Source organism: Pseudomonas beijingensis, assembly GCF_030687295.1.
Classification (GTDB): Bacteria; Pseudomonadota; Gammaproteobacteria; order Pseudomonadales; family Pseudomonadaceae; genus Aquipseudomonas; species Aquipseudomonas beijingensis.
The window spans coordinates 2,342,411-2,362,862 of the sequence record NZ_CP117425.1 but is presented as its reverse complement, the minus strand read 5'-3'; the positions used below and the strand labels follow the sequence as shown (position 1 = coordinate 2,362,862).

General features: G+C 61.2%; 13 protein-coding genes, 2 tRNA genes and 4 pseudogenes. 14 read left to right on the top strand and 5 right to left on the bottom strand.

What is annotated here, in order from left to right; translation table 11 throughout:
- Positions 1-24: 24 nt before the first annotated feature.
- Together PSH84_RS10690 and dcd are read right to left on the bottom strand one after the other, a co-directional pair.
- Entirely contained in the window at positions 25-231 is a 207-nt protein-coding gene (locus PSH84_RS10690) for a hypothetical protein (protein WP_122565397.1), read from the bottom strand.
- 99 nt (positions 232-330) lie between these two features.
- Positions 331-897: a dCTP deaminase gene (gene dcd, locus PSH84_RS10685; RefSeq protein ID WP_003184751.1), complete on the bottom strand. Its 567-nt coding sequence runs from the start codon at positions 895-897 to the stop codon at positions 331-333.
- A 354-nt stretch (positions 898-1,251) separates the two neighbouring features.
- Here dcd and PSH84_RS10680 point away from each other — a divergent pair, with 354 nt between their 5' ends.
- Positions 1,252-1,461 carry a cold-shock protein gene (locus PSH84_RS10680; RefSeq protein WP_002554837.1) on the top strand — a complete coding sequence of 70 codons (210 nt, stop codon included), beginning with the start codon at positions 1,252-1,254 and terminating at the stop codon, positions 1,459-1,461.
- Positions 1,462-1,654: 193 nt separating this feature from the next.
- Here PSH84_RS10680 and PSH84_RS10675 read toward each other — a convergent pair whose 3' ends face one another.
- Complete coding sequence (locus PSH84_RS10675; RefSeq protein ID WP_122565399.1) at positions 1,655-2,662, bottom strand: DUF481 domain-containing protein; 1,008 nt, start codon at positions 2,660-2,662, stop codon at positions 1,655-1,657.
- A 157-nt stretch (positions 2,663-2,819) separates the two neighbouring features.
- Between PSH84_RS10675 and PSH84_RS10670 the strand changes: the two genes are divergently transcribed.
- The 4 genes and pseudogenes from PSH84_RS10670 (at position 2,820) to PSH84_RS10655 (ending at position 7,595) form a co-directional block, all read left to right on the top strand.
- Positions 2,820-3,173, top strand: a complete 354-nt coding sequence (locus PSH84_RS10670; protein WP_305482840.1) for an MGMT family protein — start codon at positions 2,820-2,822, stop codon at positions 3,171-3,173.
- A gap of 44 nt (positions 3,174-3,217) precedes the next feature.
- Positions 3,218-4,778 (top strand): annotated as a pseudogene (locus tag PSH84_RS10665) (AmpG family muropeptide MFS transporter).
- 129 nt (positions 4,779-4,907) lie between these two features.
- Positions 4,908-6,624, top strand: a pseudogene (locus PSH84_RS10660) (proline--tRNA ligase).
- Between the two features lie 17 nt (positions 6,625-6,641).
- A complete protein-coding gene (locus PSH84_RS10655; protein WP_305482838.1) occupies positions 6,642-7,595 on the top strand; it encodes a hypothetical protein in 954 nt (317 codons plus the stop codon).
- A 162-nt stretch (positions 7,596-7,757) separates the two neighbouring features.
- Here the strand turns inward: PSH84_RS10655 and dinB are convergent, their stop codons facing one another.
- The gene (dinB, locus tag PSH84_RS10650; RefSeq protein WP_060738936.1) at positions 7,758-8,819 is read right to left on the bottom strand and encodes a DNA polymerase IV; all 1,062 of its coding nucleotides are present in this window, start codon (positions 8,817-8,819) and stop codon (positions 7,758-7,760) included.
- Between the two features lie 281 nt (positions 8,820-9,100).
- Between dinB and PSH84_RS10645 the strand changes: the two genes are divergently transcribed.
- From PSH84_RS10645 to PSH84_RS10630, 4 genes and pseudogenes are all read left to right on the top strand, one after another.
- Positions 9,101-9,177, top strand: a tRNA-Met gene (locus PSH84_RS10645).
- Between the two features lie 231 nt (positions 9,178-9,408).
- Positions 9,409-9,485, top strand: a tRNA-Met gene (locus PSH84_RS10640).
- Between the two features lie 152 nt (positions 9,486-9,637).
- On the top strand, positions 9,638-12,280 hold the full coding sequence (gene mprF / locus PSH84_RS10635) for a bifunctional lysylphosphatidylglycerol flippase/synthetase MprF (protein ID WP_122565404.1): 2,643 nt from the start codon (positions 9,638-9,640) through the stop codon (positions 12,278-12,280).
- A pseudogene (locus PSH84_RS10630) lies at positions 12,280-13,570 on the top strand (virulence factor family protein). The gene mprF and the pseudogene PSH84_RS10630 overlap by 1 nt, the downstream one beginning before the upstream one ends.
- A 254-nt stretch (positions 13,571-13,824) precedes the next feature.
- Here PSH84_RS10630 and PSH84_RS10625 read toward each other — a convergent pair.
- Positions 13,825-15,669, bottom strand: a complete 1,845-nt coding sequence (locus PSH84_RS10625) for a potassium transporter Kup (RefSeq protein WP_439800565.1) — start codon at positions 15,667-15,669, stop codon at positions 13,825-13,827.
- Positions 15,670-16,004: 335 nt separating this feature from the next.
- Between PSH84_RS10625 and rimO the strand changes: the two genes are divergently transcribed.
- From rimO to tsaA, 5 genes and pseudogenes are all read left to right on the top strand, one after another.
- Positions 16,005-17,345: a 30S ribosomal protein S12 methylthiotransferase RimO gene (gene rimO / locus PSH84_RS10620; protein ID WP_014336847.1), complete on the top strand. Its 1,341-nt coding sequence runs from the start codon at positions 16,005-16,007 to the stop codon at positions 17,343-17,345.
- Positions 17,346-17,583: 238 nt separating this feature from the next.
- Positions 17,584-18,057 carry a GNAT family N-acetyltransferase gene (locus tag PSH84_RS10615; RefSeq protein WP_122565408.1) on the top strand — a complete coding sequence of 158 codons (474 nt, stop codon included), beginning with the start codon at positions 17,584-17,586 and terminating at the stop codon, positions 18,055-18,057.
- A gap of 82 nt (positions 18,058-18,139) precedes the next feature.
- Entirely contained in the window at positions 18,140-18,850 is a 711-nt protein-coding gene (locus tag PSH84_RS10610; protein ID WP_003198375.1) for an rRNA pseudouridine synthase, read from the top strand.
- A gap of 58 nt (positions 18,851-18,908) precedes the next feature.
- Positions 18,909-19,370 (top strand): YehS family protein, encoded by a 462-nt coding sequence (locus tag PSH84_RS10605; protein WP_053182473.1) that lies wholly within the window; start codon positions 18,909-18,911, stop codon positions 19,368-19,370.
- 240 nt (positions 19,371-19,610) lie between these two features.
- Positions 19,611-20,310 (top strand): annotated as a pseudogene (gene tsaA / locus PSH84_RS10600) (tRNA (N6-threonylcarbamoyladenosine(37)-N6)-methyltransferase TrmO).
- Positions 20,311-20,452 lie beyond the last annotated feature (142 nt).

The window sequence follows — 20,452 nt, the reverse complement described above, 5'->3', positions numbered from 1 at the left end:
TATCGCTGGCGGGCCATCGTCTCATCAGGCAACAGGCGCAGGAGGCGGCTCGTCCGGCAGGGTCGGCTCGCCGGGTTCGGTAGGCTGTTCGTTGGGCGTATCGGGATCGGGCTGGCCGGGAATGCCGCCCGCCGCTTCGGCAGGATGGGCCAGCAGTGACCAGGCCATGACGCCGATCTGATTGGGCTCGAGCTTTGCCAGTTCGGCACTGATTCGCGGATCGATCTTCATAGAGCAACTCCTGGGCGAAGCCCGTTGCGCTGACGCAAAAACGGGCAGTACACGCAATAGAGTGTCTGCCCGCCCAGGAATTCCAACTGTTCGTCAGAATCAGGTACGCGGTAGGGTCACACCGCGCTGGCCCTGGTACTTGCCGCCACGGTCCTTGTAGGACACTTCGCATTCTTCATCGGATTCAAGGAACAGCATCTGCGCCACACCCTCGTTGGCGTAGATTTTCGCCGGCAGGGTCGTGGTGTTGGAGAATTCCAGGGTCACGTGGCCTTCCCACTCGGGTTCCAGCGGCGTGACGTTGACGATGATGCCGCAACGGGCATAGGTGCTCTTGCCCAGGCAGATGGTCAGCACGTTGCGCGGAATGCGGAAGTATTCGACGGTGCGGGCCAGGGCGAAGGAGTTCGGCGGGATGATGCACACGTCGCTCTTGACGTCGACGAAGCTCTTCTCGTCGAAGTTCTTCGGGTCGACGGTGGCCGAATTGATGTTGGTGAACACCTTGAATTCGTCGGCGCAGCGCACGTCGTAGCCGTAGCTGGAGACACCGAAGGAGATCAGCCGGTCGGCGCCTTCGCCACGCATCTGGCGCTCGACGAAGGGCTCGATCATGCCGTGCTCTTGCGCCATGCGGCGAATCCACTTGTCCGATTTGATGCTCATGGCGGTTTCCTGAAATAGCGAGGTGGAAAAAATACGTCCGGCATCTTACCGGGGCACGGGGCCGGGTTCAAAGCGCGGCACGCAAATCTCGCCGATCCACCTTGATTTCCGGGTCCTGCCGGCCATCACCCGCGCCGTCAGTCACCAAATAAGAGAAACCTTCGCAAAGACCATTGGCACATTCTGGAAAAAGGGTTAAGGTGGCGCCACTGTGTTGCTTGTGTCACTGAGAATCTCTACACGATATGTTGAATTTCGATCCAACCATCTACAAGAATTTTTCCTGCTCTTTGCACTCAGTCTCGGCCAGGGTTCTTCCTGAGTCGCAGTTATCTTTGTTCAAGGAGTTACACCATGTCTAATCGCCAAACCGGTACCGTTAAGTGGTTCAACGATGAAAAAGGCTTCGGCTTCATCACCCCACAATCCGGTGACGACCTGTTCGTTCACTTCAAAGCTATCCAATCCGACGGCTTCAAAAGCCTGAAAGAAGGCCAACAGGTTTCTTTCATCGCTACCCGCGGTCAGAAAGGCATGCAAGCTGAAGAAGTTCAAGTTATCTAACTTGTACTTGCTTTAGTAAAAGGCCCCGCCCTCAAAAGCGGGGCTTTTTTTTGCCTGTCGTTTTTTACCGGCGCACAAAAAACTGTGGGAGCGAGCTTGCTCGCGATAGCGGCGTGTCAGTCAACATTCATATTGCTGACATACCGCTATCGCGAGCAAGCTCGCTCCCACAGGGCTTGTTACTAGCCTGGGACTACCAGGTGACGCCAAATCCAGCCGTGTAGCGTGTCTTGCTCAGATCGCTGTCCTCAGTACCCTCGATGACATCCTTCTCCGCCTTGAGGTTGAGCGACGCCCAATCAGTGACCTTGTAGCGCAGCCCCACTTCAGCGTCATAGGCGTACTCCGCCACGCCGGACAGTGGCTTGCCCACTTCGCCGTTGGTGAAGAACTCGACGCGCTTGCCGATCAGGTAGCGGTTGTAGTCCCACTTCATCGCGACGGAATAGAAGTTGTCCTTGCCGCCGTCGCGGTATTCATAGTCGGTGCGGTTCAGCAGCGAACCCAGAGAGAACGCCCCCAGTTCATCATCCCAGAACTGGTAGCCCGGGCCGGTACCCACCACGCGCTGGCGCGCCAGGTCTTCGACTTTGTCGCGCTTGTAGTTCAGGCGACCTTGCCAGAACCATTTGTCCGTCAGGAACCGGTCGAGGGAATACTCCAGACGCCAGTTATCGGTGGAAACCACGTCATCCTGGAATTCACGGTTGTATTCACCTTCGGCGGTGTGCCGCCATCTGCCGTGGCGGGCCGAGGTCTTGAAATCGATGTCGTAATCATCGGTATCGTTTTCCGCACGCTGGTAATCCAGCGCGGCGTCGATATTGCCTTTCCACACCAGGTCTTCGACCACCGGCTTGGGCTTGAGGATCTGCTGGATACTGGCCAGCTCGACGGTCTTGGGCGCATCACCGTTGGCCAGGGTGACCTTGCCATCCTCGGCCGCCTGCAGCGCCTTGGCCTTCTCGCCGGTGTAGGCATCCTGCTTGACCAGGAGTTGCTGATCGCTCTCCAGGGTCTTGACCTGTTTCCAGTCGATGGGAATCGCACCGGCGTAATCGGTCTGGATCAGCAACTTACCGCCATCGAAAACGGTAATCTTGCCACTGAGTTTGTCCCCATTCTTCAACCAGACAGTGTCGGCGAGCAAGGGCATGGAGGCGCTGGTAACAGCCAGGCATAGCAGGGTTCTAGACAACATAAGCGATAAAGGGCTCAAGTTTGCGGTGAAAAGGCGGCATTATCCCCCAGGATGACACCTCAGCAAGGACTGACCCGTGTAGGGCTGATGAGTTCATTTCTCAACCAGCCCTGTAGGAATTAATCTACAGACGGACACCCATTCAGGAACACTTTACGTGACTGACACACCTGCGGACACCGAGAACGCCACCCAAATCCGCCGCACGACCCTTTACTTGACCCTGGCCCAGGTGCCGGCGGGCAAGGTCGTCACCTATGGCCAACTCGCCGAAATGGCCGGCCTGGGCCGCGCGGCGCGCTGGGTGGGAAGAACCCTCAGCCAGTTGCCAAACGACACCAAGCTGCCCTGGCATCGGGTATTGGCTGCCGGTGGTCGGATCAGTCTGCCGGCGGGCAGCGCCTCGGGGGATGAACAGCGCGCACGCCTGCGCATGGAAGGGGTCAGTGTCCTGAACAATCGTGTTGATATTCAGCGCCATGGCTGGCGCCCGGTAGAGCACAGCGGTTAGAGTGCGCGCTTTGTTTTCGCAATTTTTGAGGCAGACTCCAGCCCATGCCCCGTAAAACCTGGCGCGCCGCCCTCGCCGCCTATGCCAGTCCCTCGACGCTCGTGCTGTTGCTGCTTGGCTTCGCTGCCGGCTTGCCATACATGCTGGTGTTTTCCACGCTTTCAGTCTGGTTGCGCGAAGCCGGCGTGGCCCGCGAAACCATCGGCTACGCGAGCCTGATCGGCCTGGCATATGCCTTTAAATGGGTCTGGTCGCCACTGCTCGACCAATGGCGCCTGCCACTGCTGGGCAAACTGGGGCGTCGCCGTTCATGGCTGGTGCTGTCCCAGGCGCTGGTGATCCTCGGCCTGATCGGCATGGGCTTCTGCGATCCACAAAAACACCTGTCATGGTTGATCGCCATCGCCGTGATCGTGGCCTTCGCCTCCGCGACGCAGGACATCGCCGTCGACGCCTATCGCCTGGAGATCGCCGACGACACCCGCCAGGCCGCCCTCGCCGCCAGCTATATGTCCGGTTACCGCATCGCCGCGCTGCTGGCCACCGCCGGCGCCCTGTTCTTCGCCGAAGGCTTTGGTTCCACCGGTTTCAACTACAAACACTCGGCCTGGGCTGGTACTTACCTGCTGTTCGGCGTGTTGATGGTCCCGGCGCTCCTCACCTCACTGTTCATGCGCGAGCCGCCGGTGCCGCTGCGCACCCAATTGCAGGCCGGCCGCTACACGTTCGTTCATCAGTTGGCGTCGGTATTCGTGCTGATCGTGCTGCTGGTCTCCGTCCCGGCGATGTTCACCCAGTTGTTCAACACCGACTTTGCCAGCGTGCTGTTCGAGGGCGTCAGCCTGCTCGACCTGCTGCTCGAAGACCGCGCCTTCCTGCGGGCCATCCTCTATACCATCCTGACGGCCCTGTGCCTGTCGGCCATGGGCCGTCGCGGACTGGCGCCAGTGCTGACGCCGATCAACGATTTCATTCTGCGTTACCGCTGGCAGGCCCTGCTGCTGCTCGGGCTGATCGCAACCTATCGGATGTCCGACACAGTCATGGGCGTCATGGCCAACGTGTTCTACATCGACCAAGGGTTCACCAAGGACCAGATCGCCAGCGTCAGCAAGATTTTCGGCCTGATCATGACCCTCGTCGGGGCCGGCATGGGCGGCCTGCTGATCGTCCGTTTCGGCATCCTGCCCATCCTGTTCATCGGCGGTGTCGCCTCGGCCGCCACCAACATCCTCTTTCTGATGTTGACCGACATGGGCGCCAACCTGCAGATGCTGATTGTCACCATCTCCCTGGACAACTTCAGCTCCGGCCTGGCCACTTCGGCGTTCGTCGCCTACCTGTCGAGCCTGACCAACCTGAAATTCTCCGCCACCCAATACGCCCTGCTCAGCTCGATCATGCTGTTGCTGCCGCGCTTGATCGGGGGTTATTCAGGGGTGATGGTGGAAAAATTCGGCTACCACAACTTCTTCCTGATCACCGCCCTGCTGGGCGTGCCGACCCTGCTGCTGATCGCCTTGCACTGGTTCCAGGGAGAACCGTCGCCAGGATTCGACACCCAGCGAGGAACCGGCGCCCACCCGGCCTGCGGAAGAGTCGTAGGAAACTTCAGCAAACGCCAGGGAAACCGGCGTTCGCACCTGGCGACCGGCCACGCGCCTGTACGCCAGGGCATCTCGCCCGTACAATGCTCCGTCACTTCTCGTCATCAGCAACCGACAACGGCCAACCATGCGCACCAGTCAATTTTTGCTCGCCACACAGAAAGAAACGCCTTCCGACGCCGTCGTGATCAGCCATCAGTTGATGCTGCGTGCCGGCATGATCCGCAAACTCGCCTCGGGCCTGTACACCTGGCTGCCGATGGGCCTGCGGGTCATGCGCAAGGTGGAAGCCATCGTTCGCGAAGAGATGAACGCCGCCGGCTCCCTGGAAGTGTTGATGCCGAGCACCCAACCGGCCGAGCTGTGGCAGGAGTCGGGGCGCTGGGAAGAATACGGGCCCTGAGCTGCTGCGCATCAAAGACCGTCACGGTCGCGACTTCTGTGCAGGCCCGACCCACGAAGAAGTGATCACCGACCTGATGCGCAATGAGTTGAGCAGCTACAAGCAACTGCCCATCAACCTGTATCAGATCCAGACCAAGTTCCGTGATGAAATCCGTCCACGCTTCGGCCTGATGCGCGGTCGCGAATTCATCATGAAGGACGCCTACTCGTTCCATGCCGACCTGGCTTCGCTGCAAGTCACCTACGACCGCATGCACCAGGCGTATTGCAACGTGTTCACCCGCCTGGGCCTGAAATTCCGCCCGGTTGAAGCCGACAACGGCTCCATCGGCGGTGCCGGCTCCCATGAGTTCCACGTGCTGGCCGAGTCCGGCGAAGACGACATCGTCTTCAGCAATGGTTCCGACTACGCCGCCAACATCGAGAAAGCCGAAGCCGTGCCGCGGGAAACCTCCCGCGCCGCGCCGACTGAAGAGCTGCGCCTGGTGGACACCCCGAACGCCAAGACCATTGCCCAGTTGGTGGAAGGCTACAACCTGCCGATCGAACGCACCATCAAGACCCTGATCGTGCGGGCGGAAGAAGCCGGCAAGCTGATTGCCCTGATCGTCCGTGGCGACCACGAACTGAATGAAATCAAGGCCGCCAACCAGCCAGGCGTCGCCAGCCCGCTGGTCATGGCCACCGAAGCCGATCTGCGCGACGCCATTGGCGCCGGTGCCGGTTCCCTCGGCCCGTTGAACCTGCCACTGCCGATCATCATCGACCGCTCTGTCGAGCTGATGAGCGATTTCGCCATCGGCGCCAACATCGACGACAAGCACTACTTCGGCGTGAACTGGGAGCGCGACCTGCCGGTTCCAACCGTGGCGGACCTGCGCAACGTCGTGGCCGGCGACCCGAGCCCGGACGGCAAGGGCACCCTGGAAATCAAGCGGGGCATCGAAGTCGGGCACATCTTCCAGCTGGGCAACAAGTACAGCAAGGCGATGAAGTGCGAAGTGCTGGGCGAGAACGGCAAGCCGGTCACCCTGGAAATGGGTTGCTACGGCATCGGCGTTTCCCGCGTGGTGGCAGCCGCCATCGAGCAGAACAACGACGAGAAAGGCATCATCTGGAGCGACACACTCGCGCCGTTCCAGGTAGCCCTGGTGCCGCTGCGCTATGAAACCGACCTGGTGCGCGAAGCCACCGACAAGCTCTACGCCGAACTGACGGCCGCCGGCTTCGAAGTGTTGCTGGACGACCGCGACAAGAAAACCAGCCCCGGCATCAAGTTCGCGGACATGGAACTGATCGGCATCCCCCATCGGATCGTCGTCAGTGACCGTGGCCTGGCCGAAGGCAACCTGGAATACAAGAGCCGCACCGAGGCCGAGCCGCAAGCGCTGCCGGTTGCCGACGTGCTGTCGTTCCTCCAGGCCCGTATCCGCCGCTGACACCAGATAGAGACGTCATGTTCAAGCGAAACCCCTTAGGCCTCGGTGGCGCCGCCCTGTGCGGCGCCCTGCTGGTCAGCGGCTGTGCCAACCAAATGTCACAACGCAGCGAGCACGAAGAGCGGGTCGAGCGCAAACTGCTCGACCACAGCCTGCAGATCGACGTGGGCGAACCCAAGGTGCTCGACCTGCCGCAGCGTCGGGTGCGCATCCATGAGCAGAAGACCTTCGAAGTCACTGAGTTCGAGGTCACCCGCCGTTACGATCGATACACGCCTTACCAACCCTGGCGGGAGATCTACGAGATTCCCCTGGGCGCGGTGGCCGTGGTGGCCGGTATCGGCGCGAACGTGGTCAATGTGTTCGCCCTCGGCAGCCTGCCGGACACGGCGACCCGTGACTGGATCAGCTACGGTTTCGCCGGGCTCAACCCGTTCATGAACGTCCCCTCCCATGGCCGTGCCCAGCAGAACTTGGCGGGCATCGACGAAATCCAGCGCGACAAGCGCACGGAACACTCGAGCCTGCCGTGGAGCGAACGCCCGGTGGAAGTCAAGGCCGCCCGGCAGACCTTCGAGCTGAGTACCGACCGTAACGGCGTGCTGCGCTTGAACCTGCTGGAAAGCCCGTTCGCCGAGCAGGACCTGAGCCAGTTCGGCAAGTTGCAGATCAGCGTGACGGATGCTCAGGACGAAGTGCACAGCGATTCATCCCTTAGCGTCAGCAGCACCTTGCGCAGCAAACTGGTGGAAGCGCACGCGCTGATCTACGACGACCTGGAAGATGACGAGGTGAGCCAGTGGGTTCATCGGGTCAAGCGCCTGTCGGAGCTGGGACTTGAAGAAGAAGCCAGTGAACTGGAACAGAGCCTGATCGAACTGACGCGCAACGATCCGGAGCTGCAGGCCGAATTCATGAAAGCCCTGACCAAGGATGGCGGGCGGTTGGTGGCGGATCCGGGCGCGAATTGAAATACCCCCGGTGACAAAGAGTTTGTGCAGACCAAGACCTGTGGGAGCAAGGCTTGCCCGCGATGGCGACCTCAAGGATGCCATCGCGAGCAAGCTTTGCTCCCACAAGCGTCCCTCGCGACAAAGTGGACGTCAGGCAAGACATTCAGCCAAGTGGCAGCCTCACCGCTCAAACAACTCCAACTGCTCGAACCCTCCCCGCAAATCCTCCAGCCGCACCCCGATCCCCAATAACCGCACCGGCTTGCCGCCCCGGTTGAACGCCTGAGTCAACAGCAACTGATAGCTGCCCAGGTCCCGCCCTGCCCCGGCCTGTTCCAGCGTGGTCTGGGTGAAGTCGTGGAACTTCACTTTGACGAACGGCTTGCCCGGTCGATAACTGCTGTCGATCCGCGCCATGCGCCCTTTGAGGGTTTCCATCAACTCCGGCAGTTTGTCGAGGCAACTCACCAGGTCGGGCAAGTCGACATCGTAGGTATTTTCCACACTGATGGACTGCCGTCGGCTGTCGTTGTGCACCAAACGCTCATCGATCCCACGGGCCAGGCTCCAGAGCCGCTCGCCAAAACTGCCGAACTCTCGCACCAGCGCCAACTTGTCCCATTCACGCAACTGCAGGCAATCGACGATACCGAGCCGGTTCAGCTTCTCAGCGGTGACCTTGCCAACACCGTGAAGCTTGCTGACCGGCAGGGCCGAGACAAAGTCCTCGACCTGGTCCGGGGTGATGACAAACAACCCGTTGGGCTTTTTCCAGTCACTGGCAATCTTGGCCAGGAACTTGTTCGGCGCGACGCCGGCGGACACGGTGATGTGCAACTGATTGGAAACACGTCGGCGAATGTCCTGGGCGATGCGGGTGGCGCTGCCGCCGAAATGGGCGCTGGCGGAAACGTCCAGGTAGGCCTCGTCCAGGGACAGCGGCTCGATCAGGTCGGTGTAATCGCTGAAAATCGTATGAATTTCCTTCGACGCTTCCCGATAGGCCTCCATTCGCGGCTTGACGATGGTGAGGTCCGGACAGAGCTTCAAGGCGTGGCCGGAAGACATGGCCGAGCGCACGCCGTAGGCTCGCGCTTCGTAGTTACAGGTGGCAATCACACCCCGCCGATCCGCCGAGCCACCCACCGCCATAGGCTTGCCGGCCAGCCGCGGATCATCGCGCATCTCGATAGCGGCATAAAAACAGTCACAGTCGACATGGATGATTTTACGTTGCGTCATAGAAGAACAGGGCGTGGGACGAATCGGGCTACCAGTATCGCATCGGCACCTGTATATAGCACCAGTAGTTTGAAAGATCCTTCGTCGCGTCCCGAAAACGCCTACATAAATTTACTTCTTCAATCGCAACGCACTCTCCAATAGAGCTACAGCCCTTGCCAGGCCTGCGTCACAGCGCTGTCACAATGTCTTTTCCAAGTCTAAGCGCTTGAAGCGGAACAGGTTTTTATGACACCGGGGTTGACAGCGGCTCGATCCTCTGTAGAATGCCGCCACACAGACGCGGGATGGAGCAGTCTGGTAGCTCGTCGGGCTCATAACCCGAAGGTCGTCGGTTCAAATCCGGCTCCCGCAACCAAACATCAAGAAAGGCTACTCGAAAGAGTGGCCTTTTTTGTGCGCGCTCGTTTCTGACCACACGATCAGAGACACGCAACCTGCGATACTCCGCGCACTGCAAGTTGTAGGACAATTTCCCTTTAATTCCACGCATTTAGGAAGGCAAGGAACGGATCGGCCGTTTATTTGACCCCTGCGTCTTTTAACGGTTGACACTCGGGCGTTCGCCTGTAGAATGCCGCCACACAGACGCGGGATGGAGCAGTCTGGTAGCTCGTCGGGCTCATAACCCGAAGGTCGTCGGTTCAAATCCGGCTCCCGCAACCAAATATCAAGAAAGGCTGCTCGAAAGAGTGGCCTTTTTTGTGCCTGACGAAAAAAGGCCTCATTACAAATTTTTTGTAATTATTTTTTACCGCGGGGATTGGTAACTTAGCTGGATACCCCCATCCTGTCGCGCATAGCTCAAGAGGTGATTGATGCGCGCCCACTCGTCTGACCCGCAAGACTCCGTTACTGCGACACAACCGATCAAAGCCGAACGACTGCGCTGGCTGGATCGGATCAGCCAGTACCGCCAGCCCATCGGCCTCGCGGTAACGCTGCTGCTGTTTGCGATTGCATTGATTGCCTGCCGCCATCTGCTGAGCGAGCTCGATCTATACGCCCTGCACGACTCGATTCTGGAAGTGCCCCGGCCAGCCCTGCTCGGTGCGATCGCCGCCACGGTCGTCGGCTTCATCATTCTTTTGGGCTACGAATGGTCCGCCAGCCGTTACGCCGGTGTGACACTGCCGCCACAAACCATGGTCCTGGGCGGGTTCACCGCATTCGCCATCGGCAATGCCATTGGCCTGTCGCTGCTATCGGGCGGTTCGGTTCGCTACCGTCTGTATGCACGCCATGGCCTGGGGGCATCGGATGTCGCCCACATGACGCTGTTCGCCAGCCTGTCCCTGGGCTGCGCGTTGCCGCCGTTGGCGGCCCTGGCGACACTCAGCAACCTGCCCGCCGCGTCTGCCGCGCTGCACTTGCCTGCCGCTTTGCTCGGGGCGATTTCCGTGGCGGTGCTGCTGCTCACCAGCGTATTGGCCATCGGCATTTACCGCCGCCGCCTGCCGGAGCAGCCTTATCGGGACAGCCTTCTGGTAAAGGCCGGGCGTCGCACACTGCGCCTGCCGGGTCGCCGCCTGACCTTCTTGCAGTTGGTGATCACCGCGCTGGATGTGGCCGCGGCCGCCACTGTGTTGTATCTGTTGCTGCCCGAGGCACCGCCGTTCGGCGCCTTCCTGCTGGTGTACCTGCTGGCGCTGGCCGCCGGCGTGCTCAGCCATGTACCGGGCGGGGTCGGGGTATTCGAAGCGATCCTGCTGGCCGCGTTTGCCGACAAACTCGGCGCCGCACCGCTGGCCGCCGCGCTGTTGCTGTATCGCTTGATCTACGTGCTGCTGCCAATGCTGGTGGCCTGCGTGTTGCTGCTGATCAACGAGGCGCAACGGCTGTTCCAGACACGCCAGAGCCTGCGGGCGGCATCGGGTTTCGCCGCGCCGATCCTGGCGGTGCTGGTGTTCCTCTCCGGTGTGGTGCTGCTGTTTTCCGGCGTGACCCCGGAAATCGACACCCGCTTGGAGCACATCGGCTTCCTGATTCCTCATCGGCTGGTGGACGCGTCGCACCTCGGCGCCAGCCTGGTGGGCGTGTTGTGCCTGTTGCTCGCCCAAGGCCTGCGCCGTCGCCTGTCGGCCGCCTGGATGCTGACTACGGTGCTGCTCCTGGTGGGTGCCCTGCTCTCACTGCTCAAGGGTTTTGACTGGGAAGAAGCCACGCTGCTGACCCTGACAGCGGCCCTGCTGGCGGTATTCCGGCGCTCCTTTTATCGTCCGAGCCGCCTGACCGAGCTGCCATTTTCCCCGCTGTTCCTGATCGCCAGCCTCTGCGTGCTCGGCGCGTCGACCTGGCTGCTGCTGTTTGCCTACCAGGACGTGCCCTACAGCCATCAACTCTGGTGGCAGTTCACCCTCGATGCGGACGCTCCTCGCGGCCTGCGCTCGCTGCTGGGCGCCGCAGTACTGCTGGTAGTGGTATCCCTGACCTGGCTGCTGCGCACCGCACGGCCGGTGATCCATTTACCGACGGCTGATGAGCTGGAGCGGGCTAAGACGATTCTCATGACATCTTCGCAACCCGACGGCGGCCTGGCCCTGACCGGTGACAAGGCACTGCTGTTTCACCCCAACGACGAGGCGTTCCTGATGTACGCCCGCCGTGGCCGCAGCCTGGTGGCGCTGTACGACCCGATCGGTCCAACCCAGCAACGGGCCGAAATGATCTGGCAGTTCCGCGACCTGTGTGACATCTACCATGCCCGTCCCGTGTTCTATCAGGTGCGCGCCGAAAACCTGCCGTACTACATGGACATCGGCCTGACGGCCATCAAGCTGGGCGAGGAAGCACGGGTCGACCTCAAGCGTTTCGATCTCGAAGCCAAGGGCAAAGAGATGAAGGACTTGCGCTACACCTGGAACCGCGGCACCCGTGACGGCCTGTCGCTGGAGATCCACGAGCCGGGCCAGGCGCCGATGGATGAGCTCAAGATCATTTCCGATGCCTGGCTGACCGGCAAGAACGTGCGGGAAAAAGGTTTTTCCCTGGGGCGTTTCAGCGATGACTACCTCAAGCATTTCCGCATCGCGGTGATTCGTTTCGAAGGCCGGCCGGTGGCGTTCGCCAACCTGTTGGAAACCCACAGCCACGAACTGGCCAGCCTCGACCTGATGCGTGCCCACCCCGAGGCCCCGAAACTGACCATGGAGTTCATGATGGTCGGCCTCATCCAGCATTATAAAAACCATGACTACGCCCGCTTCAGCCTCGGCATGGTCCCGCTGTCGGGCCTGCAACCGAGACGCGGCGCACCGCTGACCCAGCGCCTGGGCTCGATGGTGTTCCGCCGTGGCGAGCAGCTCTATAACTTCCAGGGGCTGCGCCGCTTCAAAGACAAATTCCAGCCTGACTGGGAACCTCGTTACATGGCCGTGCCCGCCGGACTCGATCCGCTGGTGGCGCTGGCCGATACCGCCGCCCTGATTGCAGGCGGCCTGACTGGACTGGTGAAACGCTGATGATGCAACGCTCCTGGCGATACGTAGTGGCCGCCCTGCTGGTGCTGGCGGTGATTCTCGGTGGCGGTTACTGGTACTGGAACCGCCCAGCCCCGCAACCGACCCTGGAACAACTGGCGCCCGCCGATGGCGCAGCCCTGACCCGCGTCACTCCCGGTACCAAGGCGCGAGCCCGGGTACTGGTGGCGGTCAATGAAGACCAGAAGCTCAGCGACACACAATTGACGACCCTCAGCCGCAGCGGCTCGGCGCAGATCGTCCAGGTGATCCTGCCCAAGGACTGCATGTTGCAAGGCCGTGCCCTGCAGGCTGGCCTGAGGGAGCTCCAGGGCCCTGCCACGCTGGTCAGCGGCATCGGCCCTGGCGCCGTGCTGGCCTGGCGTTGGCTGGCCGAGCAGAAGGACGACAAGGCCAAGGCCGTTTCGGTGGACCTGGCCCTGGAAAAACCCGGTTGCACCCACCTGCTGCCTAAAAAAGCAGCCCACGGCCATTGGCTGGTGGCCTGGAACGACAACCCCGACGACACCAGCGCCGGTTTCGTACGCGACCAATCGAATGCCGAGACCAGCATCAGCGACTACGACATCAACCTGCCGCAAGTGCTGAATAACGAACTGCGCAAAATCCTGGTGGGCACCGACAAGGCCAAGGGCGGCCTGAGCATCCCGGTGGTGGAAGTCCCAGCCAGCCAGACACGGGACACCGTCACTCTGTTTCTCTCCGGAGATGGCGGCTGGCGCGACCTGGACCGCGACGTGGCCGATGAAATGGCCAAGATCGGCTACCCGGTGGTCGGCATCGACACCCTGCGCTACTACTGGCAGCACAAGAGCCCCGAGCAGAGCGCGGCGGACCTGACCGAGCTGATGCAACACTACCGGCAGATCTGGGGCACCAAGCGCTTCATCCTGACCGGCTACTCCTTCGGCGCCGACGTGTTGCCGGCCATTTACAATCGCCTGCCGGCCACCGAACAACAGCGGGTCGATGCGATCATCCTGCTAGCCTTCGCCCCGCACCGGCAGCTTCGAGATCGAAGTCGAAGGCTGGCTCGGCAACGCCGGCACCGAAGCCGCCACCGGCCCGGAAATGGCCAAGCTGCCAGCCGAAAAAGTGGTGTGCATCTACGGCGGTGAAGAAGCCGACGAAAGCGGTTGCACCGACAAGACAGCAGTAGGAGAAGCCATCAAGCTGCCTGGCGGCCACCACTTCGACGAGAACTACCCGGCCCTGGCCAAGCGCCTGATCGATGAGATCAACAAGCGCCAGAGCAAACCAGCCGAACAGTAAACCGCTACACGCCTGACAAAAGCCCCGGCAGCCTTAGGGTTGCCGGGGGCTTTTTTGTGCCCGCTCAACTGCCCCCTGTGGGAGCGAGCTTGCTCGCGATGACGGTGGCATATTCAACATCTGTGCAAACTGACACTCCGCTATCGCGAGCAAGCTCGCTCCCACAAGGGCTTCACTCTGGCGTCAGCATGAGTGTCGCCCACAAAAAAGCCCCCGCCACCACAAGGCAACGAGGGCTTCTTGTTTTCCTGAGGCTACATCTCGACCTGCGTCCCCAGTTCAATCACCCGGTTCAACGGTAGATTGAAAAAGCGCAGGTTGCCGTTGGCGTTTTTCAACATGAAGGCGAACAACTGCTCGCGCCAGCGGGCCATGCCTTCGAGCTTGGAGGCAATGACAGTCTCGCGACTGAGGAAGTAGGTGGTGCGCATCGGGCTGAAATCCAGGTCATCCAGATGGCAGAGCTTGAGTGCCTGCGGGACATCCGGCTCGTCGGTGAAGCCGAAGTGCAGGATCACCCGGAAGAACCCTTCGCCATAGGCATCGACCTCGAAGCGCCGCTGCGGCGGTACCCGGGGAATGTCTTCGTACACCACTGTCAGCAGCACCACTTGCTCATGCAGCACCTGGTTGTGCAATAGATTATGCAACAGCGCGTGAGGCACCGCGTCCGAACGCGCCGTCAGGAACACGGCGGTGCCTTGGACACGGTGGGGCGGTTGCACGCGGATGCTGCTGATGAAAATCGGCAACGGCAATGCCCCTTCGTCCAGGCGATCCACCAACAGTTGCTTGCCGCGCTTCCAGGTGGTCATCAGCACGAACAAGGCGATACCGGCGATGACCGGGAACGCACCGCCCTGGATGATCTTCGGCACGTTGGCGGCGAAGTACAGGCCGTCCACCAACAGGAAACCGAACAACAGCGGCACCGCCAGCAGCGGCGGCCATTTCCACAACAGCAGTATCACCGCGGACACCAGGATCGTGGTCATCAGCATGGTACCGGTCACGGCCACGCCGTAGGCCGAAGCCAGCGCGCCGGAAGATTCGAAACCCAGCACCAGCAGCACCACGCCGACCATCAGCGACCAATTCACCGCGCCGATGTAGATCTGCCCCTGCTCGGCGCTGGAGGTGTGCTGGATGTACATGCGCGGGATGTAACCGAGCTGGGTCGCCTGGCGTGTCAGGGAGAACGCGCCGGAAATCACCGCTTGGGAAGCGATCACCGTGGCCAGGGTCGACAAGCCTACCAACGGCAGCAGCGCCCAGCTCGGCGCCAGCAGATAAAACGGGTTGCGCGCCGCTTCCGGGTCGCCCAGCAACAACGCGCCCTGGCCGAAATAGTTGAGCATCAGACCTGGCAGCACCAGGATGAACCAGGCGCGGGCAATCGGTTTGCGACCGAAATGGCCCATGTCCGCGTACAGCGCTTCAGCGCCGGTCAACGCCAGCACCACCGCGCCGAGGATCGCCACGCCCATGCCCGGATGGACAACAAAGAATCGCACGGCCCAGGCCGGGTTCACCGACTGTAATACCTCCGGGTGTTGCAGGATGCCGTACACACCCAGGGCGCCGAGCACCAGGAACCAGGTCACCATGATCGGGCCAAACAGGATGCCAATCCGTGCAGTGCCGTGGCGCTGGATCAGGAACAGCCCCACCAGCACCACCAGCGACAAGGGCACCACCCAGTGGTCGATACCTTCGAACGCCAAGCCAAGACCTTCAACTGCCGAGAGCACGGAAATCGCCGGGTGCGTGATCATGCTGTCCCCGTAGAACAGCGCTGCGCCGATCAAGCCGCAGATCACCAGGAATGTCCGCAGTCGCGCCCTTCCCGCCGCGGCTCGCCGCGCCAGGGCGGTGAGCGCCATGATCCCGCCCTCGCCCTGGTTGTCGGCGCGCAGGACGAACATCATGTACTTGAGCGACACGACCCAGATTAGCGACCAGAAAATCAGCGACAGAATCCCCAGCACCCCATCGTGATTGACAGGCACGCCATAGGCACCGGAAAACACTTCCTTGAGGGTGTACAACGGGCTCGTGCCGATGTCGCCATAAACCACCCCGACCGCCGCGACCAGCATGCTCAGCGGCTTCGCTGCCGAATGCTCGGCGCCTGCCACCTGACTACTTGCATGACCCATCCAACACTCCCGATTCCCAGACCTGTCTTCTTCAACGAAACACGATGCTTTGTTGAGGCAGCATGCGCTGTTTTACGTATTGTTACAGACGTTTTGTTGACTGTAGCAATCGCCAGAGCGCAAAGGCGCGAAGCATAGCGCAGCACTCGTCGCATTTCCCGGTATAAAGCTGGTCAAGTGCATCGACCCTGGATAGAATTGCGCACTTTTTGATCAGAGGCGCGCCAGGCGCCCTGTCTCGGCAAGAGACGATCCCCCCTACACCGAGGTTAGACATGTCCACCACTACCGCGCCCGCCAATCCGAAGGTTGGCTTCGTATCCCTGGGTTGCCCGAAGGCTCTGGTCGACTCCGAGCGCATCCTGACCCAGCTGCGCATGGAAGGCTATGACGTCGTGTCCACGTACCAGGACGCCGACGTGGTCGTGGTCAACACTTGCGGCTTCATCGATTCGGCCAAGGCCGAGTCCCTGGAAGTGATCGGCGAGGCCATCAAGGAAAACGGCAAGGTCATCGTCACCGGCTGCATGGGCGTGGAAGAAGGCAACATCCGCAATGTGCACCCAAGCGTATTGTCCGTGACCGGCCCGCAGCAGTACGAGCAGGTGGTCAACGCCGTGCACGAAGTGGTGCCACCGCGCCAGGACCACAACCCGCTGATCGACCTGGTGCCGCCACAAGGCATCAAGCTGACCCCGCGCCACTACGCCTACCTGAAGATTTCCGAAGGCTGCAACCACAGCTGCAGCTTCTGCATCATCCCGTCGATGCGCGGCAAGCTGGTGAGCCGTCCGGTGGGTGATGTGCTCGACGAGGCCCAGCGCCTGGTCAAGGCCGGCGTCAAGGAGCTGCTGGTGATCTCCCAGGACACCAGCGCCTACGGCGTCGACGTGAAATACCGCACCGGCTTCTGGAACGGCGCGCCGGTGAAAACCCGCATGACCGAACTGTGCGAAGCCCTCAGCACCCTCGGCGTCTGGGTCCGCCTGCATTACGTTTACCCATACCCGCATGTCGACGAACTGATCCCGTTGATGGCGGCCGGCAAGATCCTGCCGTACCTGGACATCCCGTTCCAGCACGCCAGCCCGAAAGTCCTCAAGGCCATGAAGCGCCCGGCCTTCGAAGACAAGACCCTGGCCCGCATCAAGAACTGGCGCGAAATCTGCCCGGACCTGATCATCCGCTCGACCTTCATCGTCGGCTTCCCTGGCGAAACCGAAGAAGACTTCCAGTACCTCTTGGACTGGCTGACCGAAGCCCAGCTCGACCGCGTTGGCTGCTTCCAGTATTCCCCTGTGGAAGGCGCACCGGCCAACGACCTGGACCTGGACGTGGTGCCGGACGACGTCAAGCAGGACCGTTGGGAGCGCTTCATGGCGCACCAGCAGGCCATCAGCTCGGCGCGCCTGCAAATGCGCATCGGCCGTGAAATCGAAGTGCTGGTGGATGAAGTGGACGAACAAGGCGCCGTGGGCCGTTGCTTCTTCGACGCGCCGGAAATCGACGGCAACGTCTTCATCGACAACGGCAGCAACCTCAAGCCAGGCGACAAAGTCTGGTGCAAGGTGACCGACGCCGATGAATACGATTTGTGGGCTGAGCAGATCGGTTGATCTGCCACCCTATACAGGCCCCTGCAATACCTGTGGGAGCCGAGCTTGCTCGCGATGGGGTCGTGTCAGTCAATATTCATGCTGACTGATGCACCGCCATCGCGAGCAAGCTCAGCTCCCACAGGTTGTTCCACAGGCCAAAAAATTGAAAAGCCCCGCTCTTGCGACAAGATGCGGGGCTTTTTTACGGCTATCGTATGGAGAAACCCAAGACATCCAGCACAAGGAACAGGCGGAAATGCGCCAGCATTCGGTCATCCATACACCGAAACCGAGCGATTATCAGGAACTGACCCAGGTTTGGGAGGCGTCGGTGCGGGCCACCCATGAGTTTCTGCCAGACAGTTACATCGAACTGCTGAAAAACCTGGTGCTCACCCGTTACCTGGATGCGGTGATGCTCATTTGCACACGGGACGCGCGCCAGCGGATCACCGGTTTCGCCGGTGTCGCGGCCGGCAAGGTCGAGATGCTCTTCATCGACCCACAACACCGTGGCCAGGGCCTGGGCAAGCTGTTGCTGCGCTACGCCATGGAACACCTGAACGCCGATCAACTGGACGTCAACGAACAGAACCCGCAAGCCTTGGGCTTTTACCTCAAGCAAGGCTTCGAAGTGGTCGGGCGCTCGGCAAAAGATGGCATGAACCAGCCCTACCCCCTTCTGCACATGCGCTACAAACAGCCTGACCTGAAGGCTGGGCGCGGCTAAAAGTGGCATGAGGCAAATGGACCCGCGATTAACCGGCCCCAGGCAGGTACAATGCCCACCCTCTTTTTTTACGGCCCCCGTCATGACTGACCCGATTCGTCTCTCCAAACGCCTCATCGAACTCGTCGGCTGTTCCCGTCGGGAGGCTGAGCTGTTCATCGAGGGCGGCTGGGTCACCGTGGATGGCGAAGTGATCGATGAGCCGCAGTTCAAGGTGACGACCCAGAAAGTCGAACTCGACCCCGAGGCCAAGGCCACCGCGCCGGAGCCGGTGACGCTCCTGCTGAACGTCCCGGCGGGCACGGATGTGGACACCGCGATGGCCTCTCTCGGACCGCAGACCCTGAGCGAAGAACATCGCTTCGGCAAGCGGCCGCTCAAGGGCCACTTCCTGCGCCTGACCGCCAGTGCAGACCTGCAAGCCAACGCCAGCGGGTTGCTGGTGTTCACCCAGGATTGGAAGATCTTGCGCAAGCTCACCGCCGACGCCGCCAAGATCGAACAGGAGTACGTGGTGGAAGTCGAAGGCGAAATGGTCGCCCATGGCCTCAATCGCCTGAACCACGGCTTGACCTACAAGGGCAAGGAGCTGCCGGCGGTCAAGGCCAGTTGGCAGAACGAGAACCGCCTGCGCTTTGCCATGAAAAACCCGCAGCCCGGCGTAATCGCGTTGTTTTGCCAAGCGGTCGGGCTCAAGGTCGTCGCCATTCGCCGCATTCGCATCGGCGGCGTGTCCATCGGCAAGGTGCCGCTGGGCCAGTGGCGCTACCTGTCTGCCAAAGAGAAATTCTAATTTTCCCGGCGCCGCACCGAACGCAGGCGCCCACTGCCGATTGATCAGGACTGCACACATGATTCACAACGACGTACTGCGCAGCGTGCGCTACATGCTCGACATCAGCGACAAGAAGGTCATCGAAATCATCAAGCTGGGCGGCCTGGACGTCTCCCTGGCGGACCTGGCGGGCTACCTCAAGAAAGACGAGGAAGAAGGTTTCGTGTTCTGCCCTGACGAGGTCATGGCGCATTTTCTCGATGGCCTGGTGATCTTCAAGCGTGGCAAGGACGAAAGCCGTCCGCCGCAGCCGATCGAAGTGCCGGTGACCAACAACATCATCCTCAAGAAACTGCGAGTGGCCTTCGAGCTGAAGGAAGACGACATGCACGCCATCCTCAAGGCCGCCGAGTTCCCGGTGTCCAAGCCGGAACTGAGCGCGCTGTTTCGCAAATTCGGCCACACCAACTACCGCCCGTGCGGCGACCAATTGCTGCGCAACTTCCTCAAGGGCCTGACGCTGCGCGTTCGCGGCTGATGCCGAGGGGCTGCTGATTCCTAAGCACTGCTGATGTTTGCAGAGCTTTTGTGGCGAGGGAGCTTGCTCCCGCTGGGGTGCGAAGCAGCCCCCTGCTTTTGTCTGACACACCGCCAGGGGACGCTGCGCGTCCAGCGGGAGCAAGCTCCCTCGCCACAAAAGCGCCCTTGCCACAGAGAACAGTGCCCACCTGGTCCCTCGCGCTATGATGCCCTTTCAACCTCGCCTCGATCCCAGCCCATGACCTACACCGTCTCCCCCATCGGCTTCGTCCGCTCCTGTTTCAAGGAGAAGTTCGCCATCCCCCGTCAACCGCAACTGGCCCCGGCCGCGCGCGGTGTGCTGGAACTGGTGGCGCCGTTCGATCAGGGCGAGGCGGTACAAGGCCTGGAGCAAGTCAGCCATGTCTGGCTGCTGTTCCTGTTCCATCAGGCCCTGGAAGACAAGCCACGCTTGAAAGTGCGGCCGCCACGCCTGGGCGGCAACAAGTCCATGGGCGTGTTCGCCACCCGCGCCACCCATCGTCCCAACGGCATTGGCCAGTCGGTCGTGAAGCTGGAACGGGTCGAAGCCGGGCGCCTGTGGCTCTCGGGTATCGATTTGCTGGACGGCACACCGGTGCTCGACATCAAGCCCCTACGTGCCCTACGCCGACATCATCGGCTCGGCCTCCAACAGCATCGCCAGCGCCGCGCCTGAGCTCATTCCGGTGCAATGGGCGGACACTGCCCTGCTTCAAGCGCACGAGCATGCCACGCGCCTGGAAGAACCGTTGGTGGATCTGATTGAACAGTGCCTGGCCCAAGACCCACGCCCGGCGTACCAGACTCCTACCGCCGAACGGGAGTACGGCGCGCAGTTCTGGGACTTGGATGTTCGCTGGCATTATCCGCAGCCGGGGTTGATCCGGGTGCTGGAAGTGATTCCGGCGAAATCGTAACCGCCAGAAATGAAAAAGCCCCCGCTACCTTCCTTCAGGTAGCGGGGGCTTTTTTATGGTCTGGCAGCTGGACCGAGTCGCTGCCATCGCGAGCAAGCTCGCTCCCACAGGTGGTTCGTGTTGTTCACGCGTTTGGATTCAA